Below are 15,108 nucleotides of genomic sequence, written 5' to 3'. Positions count from 1 at the left end.
GGTGCCGCTCGGCGTGGCGTGTTGAGCGGCGGCTGTCGGAGGCGTTCACTTGATACCAGAGTTGCTTCTGTGACTCGTGGTACTCAAGTGAGGAGTGTTTCCATGAGTGTCGAGAACAAGGCCAAGGTCCGCTCACTGGCGCACCGCATCGGCGCGGTGCTGCTCACCGTGCTGATCAACATGAACGCCTCCGCGTCCGGCTTGCGGCTGCGCACCGTCTGACCTGCGCGCGAGACGAGCGGAAACCGCTGGACAGGACAGGGTGCCGGTGAGGTATCCTGAATCTTCCACTTCGCAAGAGGTGGGCTTCCGCATCACGCGGACGAACAAGGGGCCGATCGGTTTCGACTTCGTTTGTTGACGCGGGGGAAGCGTGCCGGTGCAGGCTGGAGACCACCGTGAGCGTCGCAGCAACCCTATAAGCGCCGATTCCAATCAGCGCGACTTCGCTCTCGCTGCCTAAGCAGTAGAGCGAGTCTGTCAGCCCGGGTTCGCCCTCGGTCCGGTTCCTGGCATCAGCTAGAGGGATTCACCTCACGGTGCGGTCGCGGCACCGTGGGGGACATCAAACAGCGACTGGGATCGTCATCCCGGCTCGTCCGTGAGACCGGGAGATCCGAGTAGAGACACAGCGGACTGCGCACGGAGAAGCCCCGTAGAAATGACGGAGGACCCGGGTTCAATTCCCGGCGGCTCCACGTTCGGCCCCCGATCTGCTCAGCAGATCGGGGGCCGCGTCATTTCTCCCGTCCGGATGCTCGGTGTGGCCGCACGAATGTCGGCCTCAGCGGCACGGATCCTGGAAAAGTCCAGGTCGGAAAGATCCCGCGCCGCTCAGGCCGACATTCGTGCACGCATGTCGCTGTGGCCGAGGGCGGACAGGAAACTAGAACAGGTTCGGCGAAACGGGCATACTGAATCCTGGTGTGGGTTAGCGTTCGTCGACATGAGAATCCCTACCCGCATTGCGCGAGGTTTCGTAGCTGCTGCGGTGGCGGCGACGCTGGTCGCCGCCCCAGTTCAGGGGGCGCCACTGCCCGAGAACTTCAACTTCTTCAGCGGTATCCCGTCCGAACTCACCAACCCCAACGGTTCGCTGCCCGGCACCAACGACTATTCGTGCAAACCCTCCGCGAGTCACCCGAACCCGGTGATCCTGGTGCACGGGACCGGGGGCGGCGGGCAGACGAATTGGGGCGCCTACGCGCCACTGCTCAAGAACAACGGGTACTGCGTGTTCAGCTTCACCTACGGAGCCCTGCCCGGGGCGCCGTGGCCGGTGAATCAGATCGGCGGCACCAGGCCGCTCGCGGTGAGCGCCGGCCACCTCAAGTCCTTCGTCGACCGAGTGCTCGGCGCCACGGGTGCGCGCAAGGTCGATCTGGTCGGACACTCGCAGGGCACGATCATGCCCTCCTATTACATGAAGGTCCTCGGGGGCGCCGGCAAGGTGGGCAGGCACGTCTCGCTTGCGCCGCTGTGGCGCGGCACCGGCGCCGACCCAGGTGCGGCGGTGTCGATGTTCGTGCGCGGACTGAAACTGCCCGACCCCTTCGTGCCGGTGTTCGAGTCGATCGGCGACATGCTGCCGGGGTCGCGCTACCTCGAAACCGTCTGGTCCGGTGGCACCCCGTACGTGCCCGGTGTCGAGTACACCAACATCTCCACCCGCTACGACGAGGCGGTACTGCCGTACACCAGCGGTCAGGTCGAGGGGCCGCCCGGAACCACAGTGAACAACATCGTGGTGCAGGACACCTGCGCCCAGGACTTCTCCGACCACATGGCGATCGCCGGATCGCGGCGAGCGGCCTACTTCGTACTCAACGCGCTGGACCCGCAGCGCCCCCGGCCCGTTCCCTGCTACCCGGTGCCACCGTTCACCGGAGCGTGAGTGCAGGCTGTTCCCCGCGCGCCGCGCTGCCTGCGGCGTTAGGTTGTCAGCGGAGCCGCGGGACCTGCGGCGATCCTGGACTGACGAGGTGGAACTGACCGATGGCTCATCCCCGTGCCGGGCGACCGGCGCTGCCCGAAGACCTGATCGACGCCGAAGCCGTTCGCGCTGCGTACTATTCGGTCGTCCCCGATCCGGCGAACCAGGACCAGCGGGTGGTGTTCGGTACCTCCGGCCACCGGGGCAGCTCGGTCAACGGCAGTTTCAACGAGTCCCACATCGCGGCGACCACTCAGGCCATCGTCGAATACCGCGCCGCTGAGGGGATCCGCGGACCGCTGTACCTCGGCAAGGACACGCACCTGCTCTCCGGACCGGCGTGGGAGACCGCGGTCGAGGTGCTCGCGGGCAACGGTGTCACCACCCTGGTCGAGCGCGACGACCGTTTCACCCCGACCCCGGCGATCAGCCACGCGATCCTCACGCACGATCGGCGGCACCCCGGCGGTACGCGGGCCGATGGCATCGTCGTCACTCCGTCTCACAACCCTCCCGCGGACGGCGGCTTCAAGTACAACCCGCCTTCCGGCGGTCCGGCCGGCACCGAGGCGACCTCGGCGATCGCGGCCCGCGCCAACGAGCTCATGGCCGGTGGGCTGCGAGAGGTGCGGCGGGTCCCGCTGGCACAGGCACTGGCCTCCGGCTCGATCGAGCGATTCGATTTCCTCGGCTCGTACGTCGGTGACCTGCCCTCGGTGCTGCATCTGGACCGTATTCGGGATGCGGGTGTGCGGATCGGCGCCGACCCGCTCGGCGGCGCGGCGGTCGAATACTGGGGCGCCATCGGAGAGCGCTACGGCCTGGACCTGACGGTGGTGAACCCCGCCGTCGACCCCACGTTCGCGTTCATGACGCTCGACACCGACGGCAAGATCCGGATGGACTGCAGTTCCCCGAACGCGATGGCCTCGCTGATCGCCGGCAAGGACCGGTTCGACATCGCCACCGGCAACGACGCCGACGCCGATCGGCACGGCATCGTCACCCCCGACGGTGGCCTGATGAACCCGAACCACTACCTCGCCGTCGCCATCGACTACCTGTTCGCCTCCCGCCACGGCTGGCGCGACGACGCAGCGGTAGGGAAGACGCTGGTGAGCTCGTCGATGATCGACCGGGTGGTGGCCGACCAGCAGCGGAAGCTGCTCGAGGTGCCGGTCGGATTCAAGTGGTTCGTGCCCGGCCTGCTCGACGGTGGCGTGGGATTCGGCGGCGAGGAATCGGCCGGGGCGTCGTTCCTGCGGCACGACGGCGGCGTGTGGACCACCGACAAGGACGGGATCATCATGGCGCTACTCGCGTCGGAGATCCTCGCGGTCACCGGGCGGACGCCGAGCGAGCACTTCGCAGCGCTGGGGCAGAGGTACGGGGTGCCCGCCTATGCGCGCACCGATGCGCCGGCGACCCGCGAGCAGAAGAAGATCCTGGGCGCTCTCTCACCGGAGCAGGTCACGGCGGACGAGTTGGCGGGCGAGCCGATCACGGCGAAACTGACTCGCGCGCCGGGGAACGGTGAGCCGATCGGTGGGCTGAAGGTGACCACCGAGAGCGCGTGGTTCGCCGCCCGCCCATCGGGCACCGAGGACGTGTACAAGATCTACGCGGAATCGTTCCGGGGGGCGGACCACCTGGCGCAGGTGCAGGCGCAGGCGAAGGCCCTCGTCGACGATGTGCTCGGGGGTTAGGCCTCTGACCTGGGAACTCGTCCGGTGCCGGTATTGTGAACCGCGTGAGCAAGGGTAAGAACGCCAAGTACGTTCCCGTGAAGCAGTCCAACACCATGACCTACGTCCTCGGCGGCGTGGCACTCCTGGTGGTCATCGTGCTCGTGATCGGCGGTGTACTGCTGATGAGCAAGAAGGAGGGAACGCCCGCCGACCAGGTCGCCACGAAGCTCAACGATGCGACCCCGGTCTTCGTGCTGGGCAAGTCCGACGCGAAGACGACGCTCGACTTCTTCGAGGATCCGATGTGCCCCGCGTGCGGAAGCATGGAGCAGCGGTACGGCGAGCAGATCACCAAGGCGATCGAGGACGGCAAGCTCAAGGTGCGCTACCACCTGCTGTCGTTCCTCAACCGCACCAGCGCGTCGGGCGACTACTCCGACCGCGCCGGCGCCGCACTCCTGGCGATCGCCAAGTCGTCCATGCCGGAGGAGCAGAAGCAGAAGGCGTGGCTCGGTGGCCACACCGCACTGTTCGCCAAGCAGCCGACCGAGGGTGGCCAGGCCGACCCCAGCAATGCGGATCTGGCGCGCACCATGGCAGAGGGCAGCAAGTCCAAGGGGGTCGACCTGCCCGCGGACGTCACCGCCGCCATCACCGAGGGCAAGTACACCGCCGAGTCCGCGACGAACGCCGCCGCCGGTAGCGAGTTGATGAAGGCCATCGGCAGCACCGGAACCCCGACCGTGGCCCACCAGGGGAAGCTGATCCCGGTCCAGGGTGACTGGCTGACGCCGCTCCTCAGCTGATTCGGCTCTGACCAGCCGATTTGGTGCGCGCCAGCTGCCTCCTGTAATGTTCTCCGGGCGGGAAACCGCAGGTGAACAAGTTGATACGGGGCTATGGCGCAGCTGGTAGCGCACCACACTGGCAGTGTGGGGGTCAGGGGTTCGAGTCCCCTTAGCTCCACGATCGAGTAGCCCCCGGCCGTCGGCCGGGGGCTTCTTCGTGCGCGCACCACACCGAGCGCAGATCGTGCGAGAGTCTGATCATGGCATCCGCTCAGACGCTCAGTGAATCCGATCGCAGACTGGTCGCCCGCTGGGCGGCGGACTGTGCGGACCGGGTTCTGCCGCTGTTCACCGCCGACGCTCCCGACGATGACCGCGCCCGCGACGGGATCGAACGGACCCGGGCCTTCGGCCGGGGTGAGCTGGATACGGCAGGGGAGATCCGTCGGCGTTTCGAGGCCGGGCGGGCCGCACAGTCGGCCACAGCGCCGGCGGCGATCGCAGCGGCGCGCGCCGCCGGGCAGGCCTCGGGGGTGGCGCACATGGGTGCTCACGCACTGGGCGCGGCCGCCTACGCCGCGAAGGCGGCATCGCTCGCCGCCACCGATCACGAGGCCGCCCGGCGCAGCGAAGTCCGGTGGCAACTCGGCCACATGAGTGCGGAGGTTCGCGCGGCGCTGGCATCTCTGCCGCCGCTCGGAACGGATTCCGCCGGACCCTTGGGGAAGGGGCTGCTCACCTCGGGCGCGCTCGGGGTGACGATCCGTGAGATCCAGGCCGAGCTCACCGGCTCGGAGTCCGCCGACTGACCGCCGACTCCACCGGCCGTGCGGGTCATCTGCGGGAGAGCACTGCGTTGGCGACGCCCGCACTCAGCACCACCAGAGCCGCGACCAGCGGCGCGCACTGCGCCACGCCTGTGCCGAATCGCTCGGCCAGCTCACCGTTGACCGCTGATGCCAGCGACTGGCCCAGGATCACGGCGCTGCCCAGGATCGTCATCACCGTCGCCGAGCGGCCCACCGGGCTGCGGTCGGCGCCCAGGCTGAACTCGGTCACCAGGGTCGGGCCCACACCGATTCCGGCGATCGCCAGGCCGGCGATCAGCAGCGGCAACGACGGTGCCATCGCGATCAGGACCGCGCCGAACACCAGCACCGTGGAGAAGCTGAGCCAGCGTGCCGCGATACTGAATCGCTGCGGCAGCAGCGCAGATCCGAGTGCCAGTGCCGCCGAGCCGACGCCCATCACGCCGTAGTACAGTCCGGCCGCTTCCGCGTCTCCGGCGCTGCGCATGAAGGCCGTCAGCCCGGTCAGTGTGGTCCCGAAGAACAGGCCCATCCCGAACACGCCGACCACCACCGTCAGCAACAGCGGCGAGAACAGCTCCCGCGCCGGGGCCTGGGCCACGGCACCGTCGGCACGATGACGCTCGGTGCGTCCGCTCGGGTGCAGAGCGAACGCGGCCACGAAGATCGCGGTCAGCACCGCGGCGCCGATCATCGGCGCGGCCGGCGACAACGTGGTGGCGAGCAGGCCCACGATCACCGGGCCGAACACGAAGATCATCTCGTCGGCGGCCGATTCGTAGGCCATCACCGACAGTAGGGTGCGCACTCGCCGCCCCTCGGGCAGCTTCGTGGTGACCATCTGGACCAACCTGCTGCGGGACATCGGACCGACCTGCGGTGCGCTCGCACCCACCGCCGCGGCCGCGGCCAGCACCACCGCGCCGGGGAGGGAGCTGTAGACCACCCAGGTCAGCAGCAGCAGTGCCAGCGAGTTCGCGATCGCCGCGACCAGAACGGCTCTGCGCTGGCCGAACCGGTCGGCGGCGGCGCCGAGCAGAGGACCCACTGCGGCCGAGCCGATCCCCACCATCGCCGAGCACAGGCCACCGAAGGCGAGGGAATCCCGGCCGGCCACCACCAGGGTGAGTACACCCACCACCATCATCGCGAAAGGCAGTCGTGCGACGAAGGCGACGGGGAAGTAGGTGGGGCCGGCGACCGAGAGTATCGACGGTGCGGAGCCGGTCTCACGGGTGGACGGTGCTTCGGTCATGGTGGCGGTCACCGGTGGGACCCCTTCTGCGGCGTTGCGCCGCGTCGCTCGACGTGCCGCCTTGGGTGCCCGCAGGCCGTGCCAGGTAGTTACACGGTGGTTCCGCCGCGACCTGCGCCGCGGCGCAAACATCCTATCAATTTCCGGTGGATCCTTCACCCCTCCGAGACCGACGGGGTCCGGACCAGTTCCAGGGGTACCTCACTGGTCAACACGAAGCCGAGCGACTCGTACAGCGAGCGAGCCGGATTGTCGTCCGAGGTGTGCAGGAAGGGCAGCTCGCCCCGTTCACGAATACTGTGTGCCACGGCCCGGATCAGCCGCGACGCCAGACCTCGTCCGCGTGCCTGCGGCGCGGTGCACACCGCACTGATCTCGGTCCATCCCGCGGGGTGCAGGCGCTCACCGGCCATCGCGATCAGCGCACCGTCGGAATCCCGCACGCCCAGGTAGGTGCCCAGGTCGATGGTCCGGGGCAGGAACGGACCCGGTTTGGTGAGCCGTACCAGCGCTGTCATCTCCGGTACGTCCGCCTCGGTCAGGCGGAGCGCCTGCGGCTCGGGCGCGGTCTCCACCGCGGAACCGTCGTACTGGACCAATCCGATGGTCGCCGTCAGCGTCCATCCGTCCGGCAGTTCCGTGCCCCGGTCCCGCAACGGCACGACCTCGCCCGGGGCGGCCAGTCGCGCCAGGTCGGTGTAGTCCTCGGTGGTCAGGTCACGCGGATGGCCGACGAACGACGAGACATCGGGCCGGTACCGCAGCACTCGCCCCGAACTCTCCCGGAACCGGGCGTGCGGGCCGGCGAGGGACGAATTGATCGGGTCGTCGAGGGCGTCGAGCGTGCTCACTCGCCGATCATCCCAGACGGTGCGACCTGCGAGCGGCGATCCGCGGGCAGGACCGTACCGGCGGGTGACGTCTCGGCAAACCCGAGGTCGCGCTCCGGCGAACACCCGGCGGCCCGGCGGGCGTGCTCGTGAATCCCTGCGTAACCCTTGTGGAATTACGGCCCGGCGATCTGTCGTTTCGCGGCCGCGATCACTAACTTTCGGCACATGAAGATCACTGTGCTGGGGACGGGGTACCTCGGGGCCACGCACGCGGCGTGCATGGCCGAACTGGGGCACGAGGTGCTCGGTGTCGACGTGAATCTGAGCAAGATCGCCGCACTGTCGGAGGGCAAGGTCCCCTTCCACGAGCCGGGCCTGCCCGCCGTGCTGAAGCGGAACATCGAGGCCGGGCGCCTGCGCTTCACCGATTCGTACGAGGAGGCGGGCGCCTTCGGTGACGTCCACTTCATCGCCGTCGGTACCCCGCAGCGCAAGGGCGAGTTCGCCGCCGACCTCACCTACGTGAACGCGGTGGTCGACTCACTCGTGCCGCACCTGCAGCGCGACGCCGTCATCCTCGGTAAGTCGACGGTGCCGGTGGGCACCACCGACACGCTGCGCGCCCGCGCCGCCGAACTCGTCCCGGCCGGTATCGAGGTCGAGTTCGCCTGGAATCCCGAGTTCCTGCGCGAGGGGCACGCCGTCAAGGACACCCTCGAGCCCGATCGCCTGGTGCTGGGCGTGGAGCCGGGTGGTCGTGCCGAACAGGTCGCACGGGAGCTGTACCGGCCGATCCTCGACCGCGACACCCCGATGTTCGTCACCGATACCGCCACCGCGGAGCTGGTGAAGATCTCCGCGAACGCGTTCCTCGCCACCAAGGTCTCGTTCATCAACGCCGTCGCCGAGGTCTGCGAGGCCGCCGGAGCTGACGTGGTCGCGCTCGCCGACGCGATCGGAGTGGACGACCGGATCGGCCGGCGGTTCCTGGGCGCGGGGATCGGCTTCGGTGGGGGCTGCCTGCCCAAGGACATCCGCGCCTTCATGGCCCGCTCCGGCGAGCTGGGCGCCGGTCATATGCACGGGCTGCTGCGCGAGGTGGACGCGATCAACATGAGCCGGCGCACCCGCATGGTTGACCTGGCCCGCGAGGCCTGCGGCGGCTCGCTGCTGGGGGCGAAGGTCGCGGTGCTCGGTGCGGCGTTCAAACCCGATTCCGACGACGTGCGTGACTCGCCCGCGCTGAACATCGCCGGTCAGATCCAATTGCAGGGCGCCGCCGTCTCGGTGTACGACCCCGAGGCCATGGACAATTCGCGCCGGGTCTTCCCGACCCTCGACTACGCGACCTCAGCGCTGGAGGCGTGCGAGAGCGCCGACGTGGTGCTGGTGCTCACCGAGTGGAAGCAGTTCCGCGAGTTGGACCCGGCGCTGGTTCGCTCGGTGGTCCGCAAGCCCGTGCTGCTGGACGGCCGCAATTGCATGCCCGCCTCCAAGTGGGTCGCTGCCGGCTGGGAGTGCCGCACCTGATCCCCTGATAAGTCGAGTGAACATGTGTACACTCGAATCGCATGAGCAGTGTTCGCGATCGTCGCCGCGCTGAGCTGCGGGCCATCACCCGGTTGGGACTCGATGAGCTCGCCGGAACAGCCGAGGGTGTCCACGGTGTGCACCGGGCGATCTCCGACCGGGTGTTCCGGTACGTGCGCTTCGGTGCCGGGGCCGGTGTGACTCCGGTCAAGATGATCCACGACGGCATCACCGACGGTGTCTACGCCACCATCAGCACCGTCACCCGTACCGCGGGGCGGGCGGCATCGGCCGGGGCCGATCTACCGCTGCGCCGGCCCCCGTCGGAGACGGCCTCCGGCGCTCTGCTGATCGGTGCCCTGCAGGGGCTGATCGGCGACGCTCTGGAGGCCACCGGATCGCCACTGGCGGCGGACCCGGTGACGGTACGGGTGGACGGCGCAGTGGTGCACCTCGACGACGGCGCCGTCCCCGCCGACCGGCTCGATCCGCACGAGGTCTTCGGCGGCTCCGGAGGCAGGATCGTGGTGCTGCTACACGGGCTGTCCGAGACCGAGTACGCCTGGGGCACGGGCGGGAAGGATGCTCACGATTACGGGGTTCGGCTCGCGATCGACCTCGGCATGACCCCGGTCCATCTGCGCTACAACACCGGCCGCCACATCAGTGAGAACGGTCGGGACGTCGCCCGCGTGCTCGATCGGCTGATCGGGCGCTGGCCGGCTCCGGTGACCGAGATCGTCGTGATCGGCCATTCGATGGGCGGTCTGGTGGCTCGCAGCGCCGTCCACCTCGCCGCGATGCAGGCGATGGCGTGGCCGGCCGCGGTCAGCTGCACCGTCAGCCTGGGGACACCCCACCTGGGAGCGCCGCTGGAACAGCTCGCGCACTACGGCCGGGCGGCCCTGGCGATCCTGCCCGAAACCCGTCCTCTCGGGCGGATGCTGGGCCGTCGCAGCTCCGGGATCAGGGATCTTCGCGGCGGTTCATTGGTCGACGAGGACTGGCGCGACCGCGACGCCGATGCACTCGGCGCCGCGGTGGCCGCGGAGGTGCCGCTGCTCCCGACCGCTGATCACTACTTCGTGACCGCCACCCTCACTCGGGATGCTCGGCACCCGCTCGGCCGGATCCTCGGCGACGGACTGGTGCTCCCCGCCAGCGCCGCCGGGCGCGGCAGGGCCCGGCGTGTCGGTTTCACCGACGATCGCGGAATGCACCTGGGCCGGGCGAATCACTTCACGCTGCTGCGCTCGGATGCGGTGTACCAGCGGGTCCGGCAGTGGATCGATCAGCCGCGCGCCCGCGCAGCCGTCACGGGGGCGTAGTCCGAGGCATCACCCTTGAGCGCCACGCCCTCGCGTCCGTCCACGCCGACCGGCAGGTCGCCGGCGAGCGTGACGCGGTGCAGCAGCCGAGTGTGGTCGCCGTAGTCGTTGATGCCGAAGTGCTGGGTGGAACGGTTGTCCCAGATCGCCACGTCACCCGGCCGCCAGGCCCACCGGACGGTGTTGTCGGGGTTCTCGATCCGTCGCTGCAGCAGGGCGAGGATCGGCGCCGAGTCGTGGCTGCTCAGTCCCGCGAAGGACTTCACGAAGTGGCCGAGGAGCAGCGACCGCCGGCCGGTCTCCGGGTGCACGCGCACCACCGGATGCTCGGCCTCGAAGATGTTCCGGATGAACTCCTTGTGGTACTCGGCGCGCTGGTAGGTCGCGTTGTGGCCGGCGTAGTCGTAGTCGTTGGTGTGGATCGCGCGGAGGCTGTCCGCGAGCGCCTTGAGCGGTGCCGGCAGGCGATCGTAGGCGCGGGTGGTGGAGGCCCAGGTGGTGTCGCCGCCGTGCGGCGGCAGTTCGACCGGCCGCAGGATCGACGCCTTGGGGACGCGGTCGACGAACGAGACGTCGGTGTGCCAGCTGTTCGCCGCTCCCTCGATCGGCAGCAGGTCGGTGGTGGAGCGGACCGTCGGGTGGGGAGTGGTCGGAACACCGAGGCGGGCGGCGAGGGCGTGCTGTCCGGCGTCGTCGAGGTGGTGCTGATCGCGGAAGAAGATCACCTCGTACTCGGCGAGCAGGTCGAGGACGGTCTCCGCGCTCGCGTCGTCGAGGTCACCGTCGAGCCGGACACCGTGCACGATCGCGCCGATGTGCTGGCCCAGCCTGGTCACGGTGATCTGCTGCGCGGTGGTGTCGATCGTTGCGGTCATGTCGCCTCCCAAGGGCATCGGATGCAGGTGCTCGGTGCTTCCAGCACACTGCAATCACTCCGGCGGTGCCAGTATTGCGTTCAGCGAGGGGGTAATTCGCTCAGTCCGCTTCTTCTTCGGCCTCCTGATGCAGGCGGCGGATGTCGTTCGGGGCGACCCCTGATTCTCCGGGCGTGTAGGTCACCGCGTGCAGTGCGCCCGAGTACGGGAAGACGCCGCGACGCCGGTGCAGGTCCCACGAGACGGGACCGCGGGCGTCGACGCCGACGGAGATCCCGGTCCAGGGCGCCATGCCGATGAGCTGTACCCGGTCCGCCAGCGTGGCTGCGGGAGAGTCGTCGATGTGAACGTCCAGGTCCCAGCGCAGGTTCGGGCGCACCGTCGCGGTGACGGAGACCGTGTGCCGACCGGGGGCGACGGGACCGGTCCGCGCGTGCGAGTACCTGCCGTAGCTGTTGTAGCCGAGGACGACGGCGGCGTCCTCGACGTACACGTGATAGCCGCCCAGCAGGTCACCGTGGGCGACCAGGACGCCCTCGGCCTGGTCGGCGAACTCGACGTCGATGTCGATGCGGAAGTCCCGGTACTGGATCAGCTTCGCCGACCGATACCGCTCCAGGACCGGAGTGCCCGGAAGTAGCCGCACCGGATCCGCCAGCCGCTGCTCGGCCGGATCACGGGCGGAACCGTCGATCACGATGGGGAAGACCGTGTTCCGCCAGGCCTCGTACTCCCACTCGGTGGCGAGTTCGGCGACGAGATCGGGGTGCTGCGCCGCCAGGTCAGTGGTCTCCGCCGGGTCGGTCCGGTTGTCGAAGAGCTGCCAGCGCGGCGCGAGCGGGTCGGTGCCGCGGTCGTGCAGGCTGAGCAGCTTCCAGCCGTCCCGGTAGTAGCCACGGTGCCCCCGGAACTCCGAGTACTGGCGTTCGCGCGCCGATGGCGAGTCGGCGTCCGTCCAGGCCGCGCGCTGGGAGACTCCGTCGCGCTCCTGTGCGGGCAGTCCGTGCCGGCGGTGCGGCGTCGACACGCCCGCCAGATCAAGCAGTGTGGGCGCCACATCGGTGACGAACGAGAACTGCTCGCGAACGCCGCGCGCCTGCGGAAGGCCGGTCGGCCAGGACAGCAGGAGGGGCACTCGGACACCGCCTGCGAAGGTCTGCCCCTTGTAGAACCGGAAGGGGGTGTTGGACACCTGTCCCCAGCCACGCGGGTAGTGCACGCCCAGTCGTTCGGTACCGATCAACTCCTCCGGGTGGTCGACGTCTCCTTCCCACCCCGCGGGGCCGACGCCGTCGGCGAACTTCACGAACTCGGCGAAGTAGCTGCGCGTGCCCTCCGGACCGCCCTCGGCGGTGCCGCCGTTATCGGAGGTGAAGACCACGATCGTGTTGTCCAGATCACCCAGCAGCTCGACGGTGTCCAGCAGGCGGCCCAGGCTGTCGTCGACGGTGCGCACCATCGCCGCGTACACCTGCATGTACCGCGCGAACCGTTGCTGCCGTTGCGGATCGAGATCGTCCCACGGCGGTACGTCGTATCCGGGCTCGCTGTTGCGGCGGGCCGGGCGCACGTGCGGGCCGAACAACCCGAGTGCCTGTTGCCGGGCGAATCGCTCTGCGCGTACAGCATCCCAGCCGCGCGCGTAGTCGAGGTCTCCGCGGGGCAGATCCTGATCCTTGACCTGCAGCGGGCCGTGCATGGCGATGTGGGCGAAGTACAGGAAGAAGGGCTTGTCGGCGTCGTGCGCGCGCAGGTCCTTGATCCACGAGACGGCGGTCTCGGTGAGTGCGTCGGTGACGTAGAACCCTGCGGGGTACTCGGTCACCGGTTCGGCTGTGTTGTCGCGTATCAACTGGTTGGGGTGGAAGAACGAGTTCAGCCCTTCCAAGGAGCCGTAGTAGTGATCGAAGCCGCGCTGCAGGGGCCACGATGAGCGGTCGGCTCCGGGGCCGAGCCGGGAGTCCTTGGCGAGATGCCACTTGCCGACCGCGTACGTGGCGTAGCCGGACTCCCGAAGGATCTCCGGAAGGGTGAGCACATCCTCGGCCAGGCTCAGCCGCAGATTCGGATAGCCGGGGTCGTGATTGGCGACGGAGCCGTAGCCCGCTCGGTGCGGATTGAGGCCGGTGAGCAGGGCGGCGCGTGCCGGGGAGCAGACCGGAGTGGTGTGGTGGTTGGTGGAGAGCACGCCCCGGGCGGCGAGCGCATCCAGGTGCGGTGTGGGGATCTCCGAACCGTACGGTCCGATGTCGGAGAACCCCATGTCGTCGACCACCACCACGATGATGTTCGGTGCGCCGGATCCGGCCGGCGGCGCGTGCCCCCAGTCCGGCTCCGACTCCGCTTCCGTGCGGCCGATCCGGCCGGCGAAGTGCTCGTATCCGCGCGCGTGTCCGGGGATGGTCATGCCGTCAGGTGCTGCGGTTCCGGCGTCGCCCGACGATCGCTCTGCACGCCCAGCGCGTCGAGCAGACGGCCACGAAGTTCCGCGAATCCGTGTTCTCCGGGGCGACGCCCGCTATCGCCGACGCTCACGTCCACCGACAGGATGCCGTGGTCGAGAACCAGGATCCGGTCCGCCAGCGCGATGGCCTCGTCGACGTCGTGGGTGATCAGCAGGACACCCGGGCGGTGTCGGGCGACCAGCCGGCGGAGCAGATCGTGCATCTTGATCTTGGTCAGGGCGTCGAGTGCGCCGAAGGGCTCGTCGGCCAGGAGCACCGCAGGCTCGCGGACCAGGCTGCGAGCCAGCGCGACGCGCTGCTGCTGTCCGCCGGAGAGCTCGCGCGGCCAGGCCTGCTCGCGCCCGCCCAGCTCGACCTCGCGCAGGAGTTCCCGGCCCACGTCCTCGGCGTCGGCTCCGCCCAGTCCCAGGATCACGTTGTCGAGAACGCGAGCCCAGGGCAGCAGCCGGGAGTCCTGGAAGACGACGGCCCGGCGCGGGTCGACCTCGAGCCGCCCGGATCCGGGGACACCGGCGTCGAGGTCGGCGATGGCACGGAGCAGAGTCGACTTGCCGGAACCGGAACGGCCGAGGAGCGCTACGAACTCGCCGCGGTGGATGGTGAGGTCGACGCCGCGCAACACCGCGCGGCCGTCGAAGCCGCGGACCAGGTTCCGGGCCTCGATCACCGGCTCGAGATCGTGGGCGTCCGAGGTGGTGGAGGTGCTCAGTGAGCCAGGGTGCTCTGCCATGACAGGGCCTTTCGTGCGGAGAAGCGGACGAGGAGGTCGGTGCTGAAGCCGAGGAGTGCGTACACCGCGAGACCGACGACGATGACGTCGGTGAGCCCGTACAGCCGCGCCTTGTACATCAGGTAGCCGATGCCGTCGGAGGCTCCGACCTGCTCGACGACGACGAGAGCGAGCCACGCCACCGTCGCCCCGAGCCGCAGGCCGGTGAAGAAGCCGGGCAGGGCACCGGGGATCGCGATGTACCGCACGAACTTCGCGCGGCTCAGGCCCACGGTCTCCGCGAGCTCGACGTACCTGCGGTCGATGCCGCGCAGGCCGGCGTGGGTGTTGAGGTAGACCGGCGTCGCGACCGCGAGGGTGATGAGCACGAGCTTCATCTCCTCGCCGATGCCGAACCACACGATGAACAGCGGCAGCAGCGCGAGCGCCGGAATCGCGCGGTAGACGGTCACGGTCCCGTCGATGAGCGCCTCACCGGGACGGGTGAGCCCGGACAGCAGGGCGAGCACGACGGCGAGAGTCACACCGAGGACGCCACCGAAGACCGCACGCTGCGCGGACGCCCAGATGTTGGACCACAGGGAGCCGTCGAGCGCGAGACTCCACGCGGTGTTCGCCACGGTCCATGGAGCGGACAGGACGGTGTCCGGGATGATCCCGGCCGCCGACCCCACCGTCCAGAGCGCAACGATCAGTGCGGGGCCGGCCAGGATCCATGCGCCGATCGGCCGCGAGTCGACCAGTACTCGGCGCGCAGCGGGTCGGGGCCGCAGTTCATGGTCCGGATCCAGCGTGCCGGGCCGCTGCTCGGGGATGGAATCGTGGGCGAGGCCGCTGCCGAGGCGGCCGGTCGGGGGAGAGGTCATGGGATGCC

At 69.2% G+C, this 15,108-nt stretch carries 12 protein-coding genes, 1 tRNA gene and 1 other RNA gene; 8 read left to right on the top strand and 6 right to left on the bottom strand.

The genetic code is table 11. The features are described 5' to 3' along the window. Positions 1–330 precede the first annotated feature (330 nt). The 6 genes from ssrA to ACYVHG_RS04390 all read left to right on the top strand — a co-directional run bounded on the left by ssrA (position 331) and on the right by ACYVHG_RS04390 (position 5,218). Positions 331–701, top strand: a transfer-messenger RNA (tmRNA) gene (gene ssrA / locus ACYVHG_RS04415). Between the two features lie 245 nt (positions 702–946). Continuing rightward, positions 947–1,894: an esterase/lipase family protein gene (locus ACYVHG_RS04410; protein ID WP_461166209.1), complete on the top strand. Its 948-nt coding sequence runs from the start codon at positions 947–949 to the stop codon at positions 1,892–1,894. 101 nt (positions 1,895–1,995) lie between these two features. Then, a complete protein-coding gene (pgm, locus tag ACYVHG_RS04405) occupies positions 1,996–3,639 on the top strand; it encodes a phosphoglucomutase (alpha-D-glucose-1,6-bisphosphate-dependent) (RefSeq protein ID WP_461166208.1) in 1,644 nt (547 codons plus the stop codon). A gap of 44 nt (positions 3,640–3,683) precedes the next feature. Continuing rightward, positions 3,684–4,427, top strand: coding sequence for a DsbA family protein (locus ACYVHG_RS04400; RefSeq protein WP_461166207.1), 744 nt, complete (start codon positions 3,684–3,686; stop codon positions 4,425–4,427). Between the two features lie 87 nt (positions 4,428–4,514). Further along, positions 4,515–4,587: transfer RNA gene (locus ACYVHG_RS04395), tRNA-Ala, on the top strand. A gap of 82 nt (positions 4,588–4,669) precedes the next feature. Then, entirely contained in the window at positions 4,670–5,218 is a 549-nt protein-coding gene (locus tag ACYVHG_RS04390) for a putative immunity protein (RefSeq protein WP_461166206.1), read from the top strand. A 25-nt stretch (positions 5,219–5,243) separates the two neighbouring features. Here the strand turns inward: ACYVHG_RS04390 and ACYVHG_RS04385 are convergent, their stop codons facing one another. Further along, positions 5,244–6,485: an MFS transporter gene (locus tag ACYVHG_RS04385; protein WP_461166205.1), complete on the bottom strand. Its 1,242-nt coding sequence runs from the start codon at positions 6,483–6,485 to the stop codon at positions 5,244–5,246. A 143-nt stretch (positions 6,486–6,628) separates the two neighbouring features. Beyond that, positions 6,629–7,324, bottom strand: coding sequence for a GNAT family N-acetyltransferase (locus ACYVHG_RS04380; protein WP_461166204.1), 696 nt, complete (start codon positions 7,322–7,324; stop codon positions 6,629–6,631). A 207-nt stretch (positions 7,325–7,531) separates the two neighbouring features. Here ACYVHG_RS04380 and ACYVHG_RS04375 point away from each other — a divergent pair, with 207 nt between their 5' ends. Together ACYVHG_RS04375 and ACYVHG_RS04370 are read left to right on the top strand one after the other, a co-directional pair. Continuing rightward, positions 7,532–8,836 (top strand): UDP-glucose dehydrogenase family protein, encoded by a 1,305-nt coding sequence (locus ACYVHG_RS04375; RefSeq protein ID WP_461166203.1) that lies wholly within the window; start codon positions 7,532–7,534, stop codon positions 8,834–8,836. A 41-nt stretch (positions 8,837–8,877) separates the two neighbouring features. Then, positions 8,878–10,164, top strand: coding sequence for an esterase/lipase family protein (locus tag ACYVHG_RS04370; protein ID WP_461166202.1), 1,287 nt, complete (start codon positions 8,878–8,880; stop codon positions 10,162–10,164). Here ACYVHG_RS04370 and ACYVHG_RS04365 read toward each other — a convergent pair. From ACYVHG_RS04365 to ACYVHG_RS04350, 4 genes are all read right to left on the bottom strand, one after another. Continuing rightward, entirely contained in the window at positions 10,128–11,039 is a 912-nt protein-coding gene (locus tag ACYVHG_RS04365; RefSeq protein ID WP_461166201.1) for a TauD/TfdA dioxygenase family protein, read from the bottom strand. The two genes, ACYVHG_RS04370 and ACYVHG_RS04365, sit on opposite strands and share 37 nt — an antisense overlap. Before the next feature lie 100 nt (positions 11,040–11,139). Beyond that, complete coding sequence (locus tag ACYVHG_RS04360) at positions 11,140–13,446, bottom strand: arylsulfatase (RefSeq protein WP_461166200.1); 2,307 nt, start codon at positions 13,444–13,446, stop codon at positions 11,140–11,142. Then, a complete protein-coding gene (locus ACYVHG_RS04355; RefSeq protein WP_461166199.1) occupies positions 13,443–14,234 on the bottom strand; it encodes an ABC transporter ATP-binding protein in 792 nt (263 codons plus the stop codon). Before ACYVHG_RS04355 ends, ACYVHG_RS04360 begins: the two co-directional genes overlap by 4 nt. Beyond that, positions 14,210–15,100 carry an ABC transporter permease gene (locus tag ACYVHG_RS04350; protein WP_461166198.1) on the bottom strand — a complete coding sequence of 297 codons (891 nt, stop codon included), beginning with the start codon at positions 15,098–15,100 and terminating at the stop codon, positions 14,210–14,212. The genes ACYVHG_RS04355 and ACYVHG_RS04350 overlap by 25 nt, the downstream gene beginning before the upstream one ends. Positions 15,101–15,108 lie beyond the last annotated feature (8 nt).

It is taken from the genome of Tsukamurella serpentis, from assembly GCF_054780975.1.
This window is presented reverse-complemented; position numbering and strand designations above follow the sequence as displayed.

Excerpts from the sequence above, each read along its gene's own strand:
- ACYVHG_RS04410 (WP_461166209.1), top strand. The coding sequence starts at position 947 with ATGAGAATCCCTACCCGCATTGCGCGAGGTTTCGTAGCTGCTGCGGTG.
- pgm (WP_461166208.1), top strand. The coding sequence starts at position 1,996 with ATGGCTCATCCCCGTGCCGGGCGACCGGCGCTGCCCGAAGACCTGATC.
- ACYVHG_RS04390 (WP_461166206.1), top strand. The coding sequence starts at position 4,670 with ATGGCATCCGCTCAGACGCTCAGTGAATCCGATCGCAGACTGGTCGCC.
- ACYVHG_RS04375 (WP_461166203.1), top strand. The coding sequence starts at position 7,532 with ATGAAGATCACTGTGCTGGGGACGGGGTACCTCGGGGCCACGCACGCG.
- ACYVHG_RS04370 (WP_461166202.1), top strand. The coding sequence starts at position 8,878 with ATGAGCAGTGTTCGCGATCGTCGCCGCGCTGAGCTGCGGGCCATCACC.
- ACYVHG_RS04365 (WP_461166201.1), bottom strand. The coding sequence starts at position 11,039 with ATGACCGCAACGATCGACACCACCGCGCAGCAGATCACCGTGACCAGG.
- ACYVHG_RS04360 (WP_461166200.1), bottom strand. The coding sequence starts at position 13,446 with ATGACCATCCCCGGACACGCGCGCGGATACGAGCACTTCGCCGGCCGG.
- ACYVHG_RS04355 (WP_461166199.1), bottom strand. The coding sequence starts at position 14,234 with ATGGCAGAGCACCCTGGCTCACTGAGCACCTCCACCACCTCGGACGCC.
- ACYVHG_RS04350 (WP_461166198.1), bottom strand. The coding sequence starts at position 15,100 with ATGACCTCTCCCCCGACCGGCCGCCTCGGCAGCGGCCTCGCCCACGAT.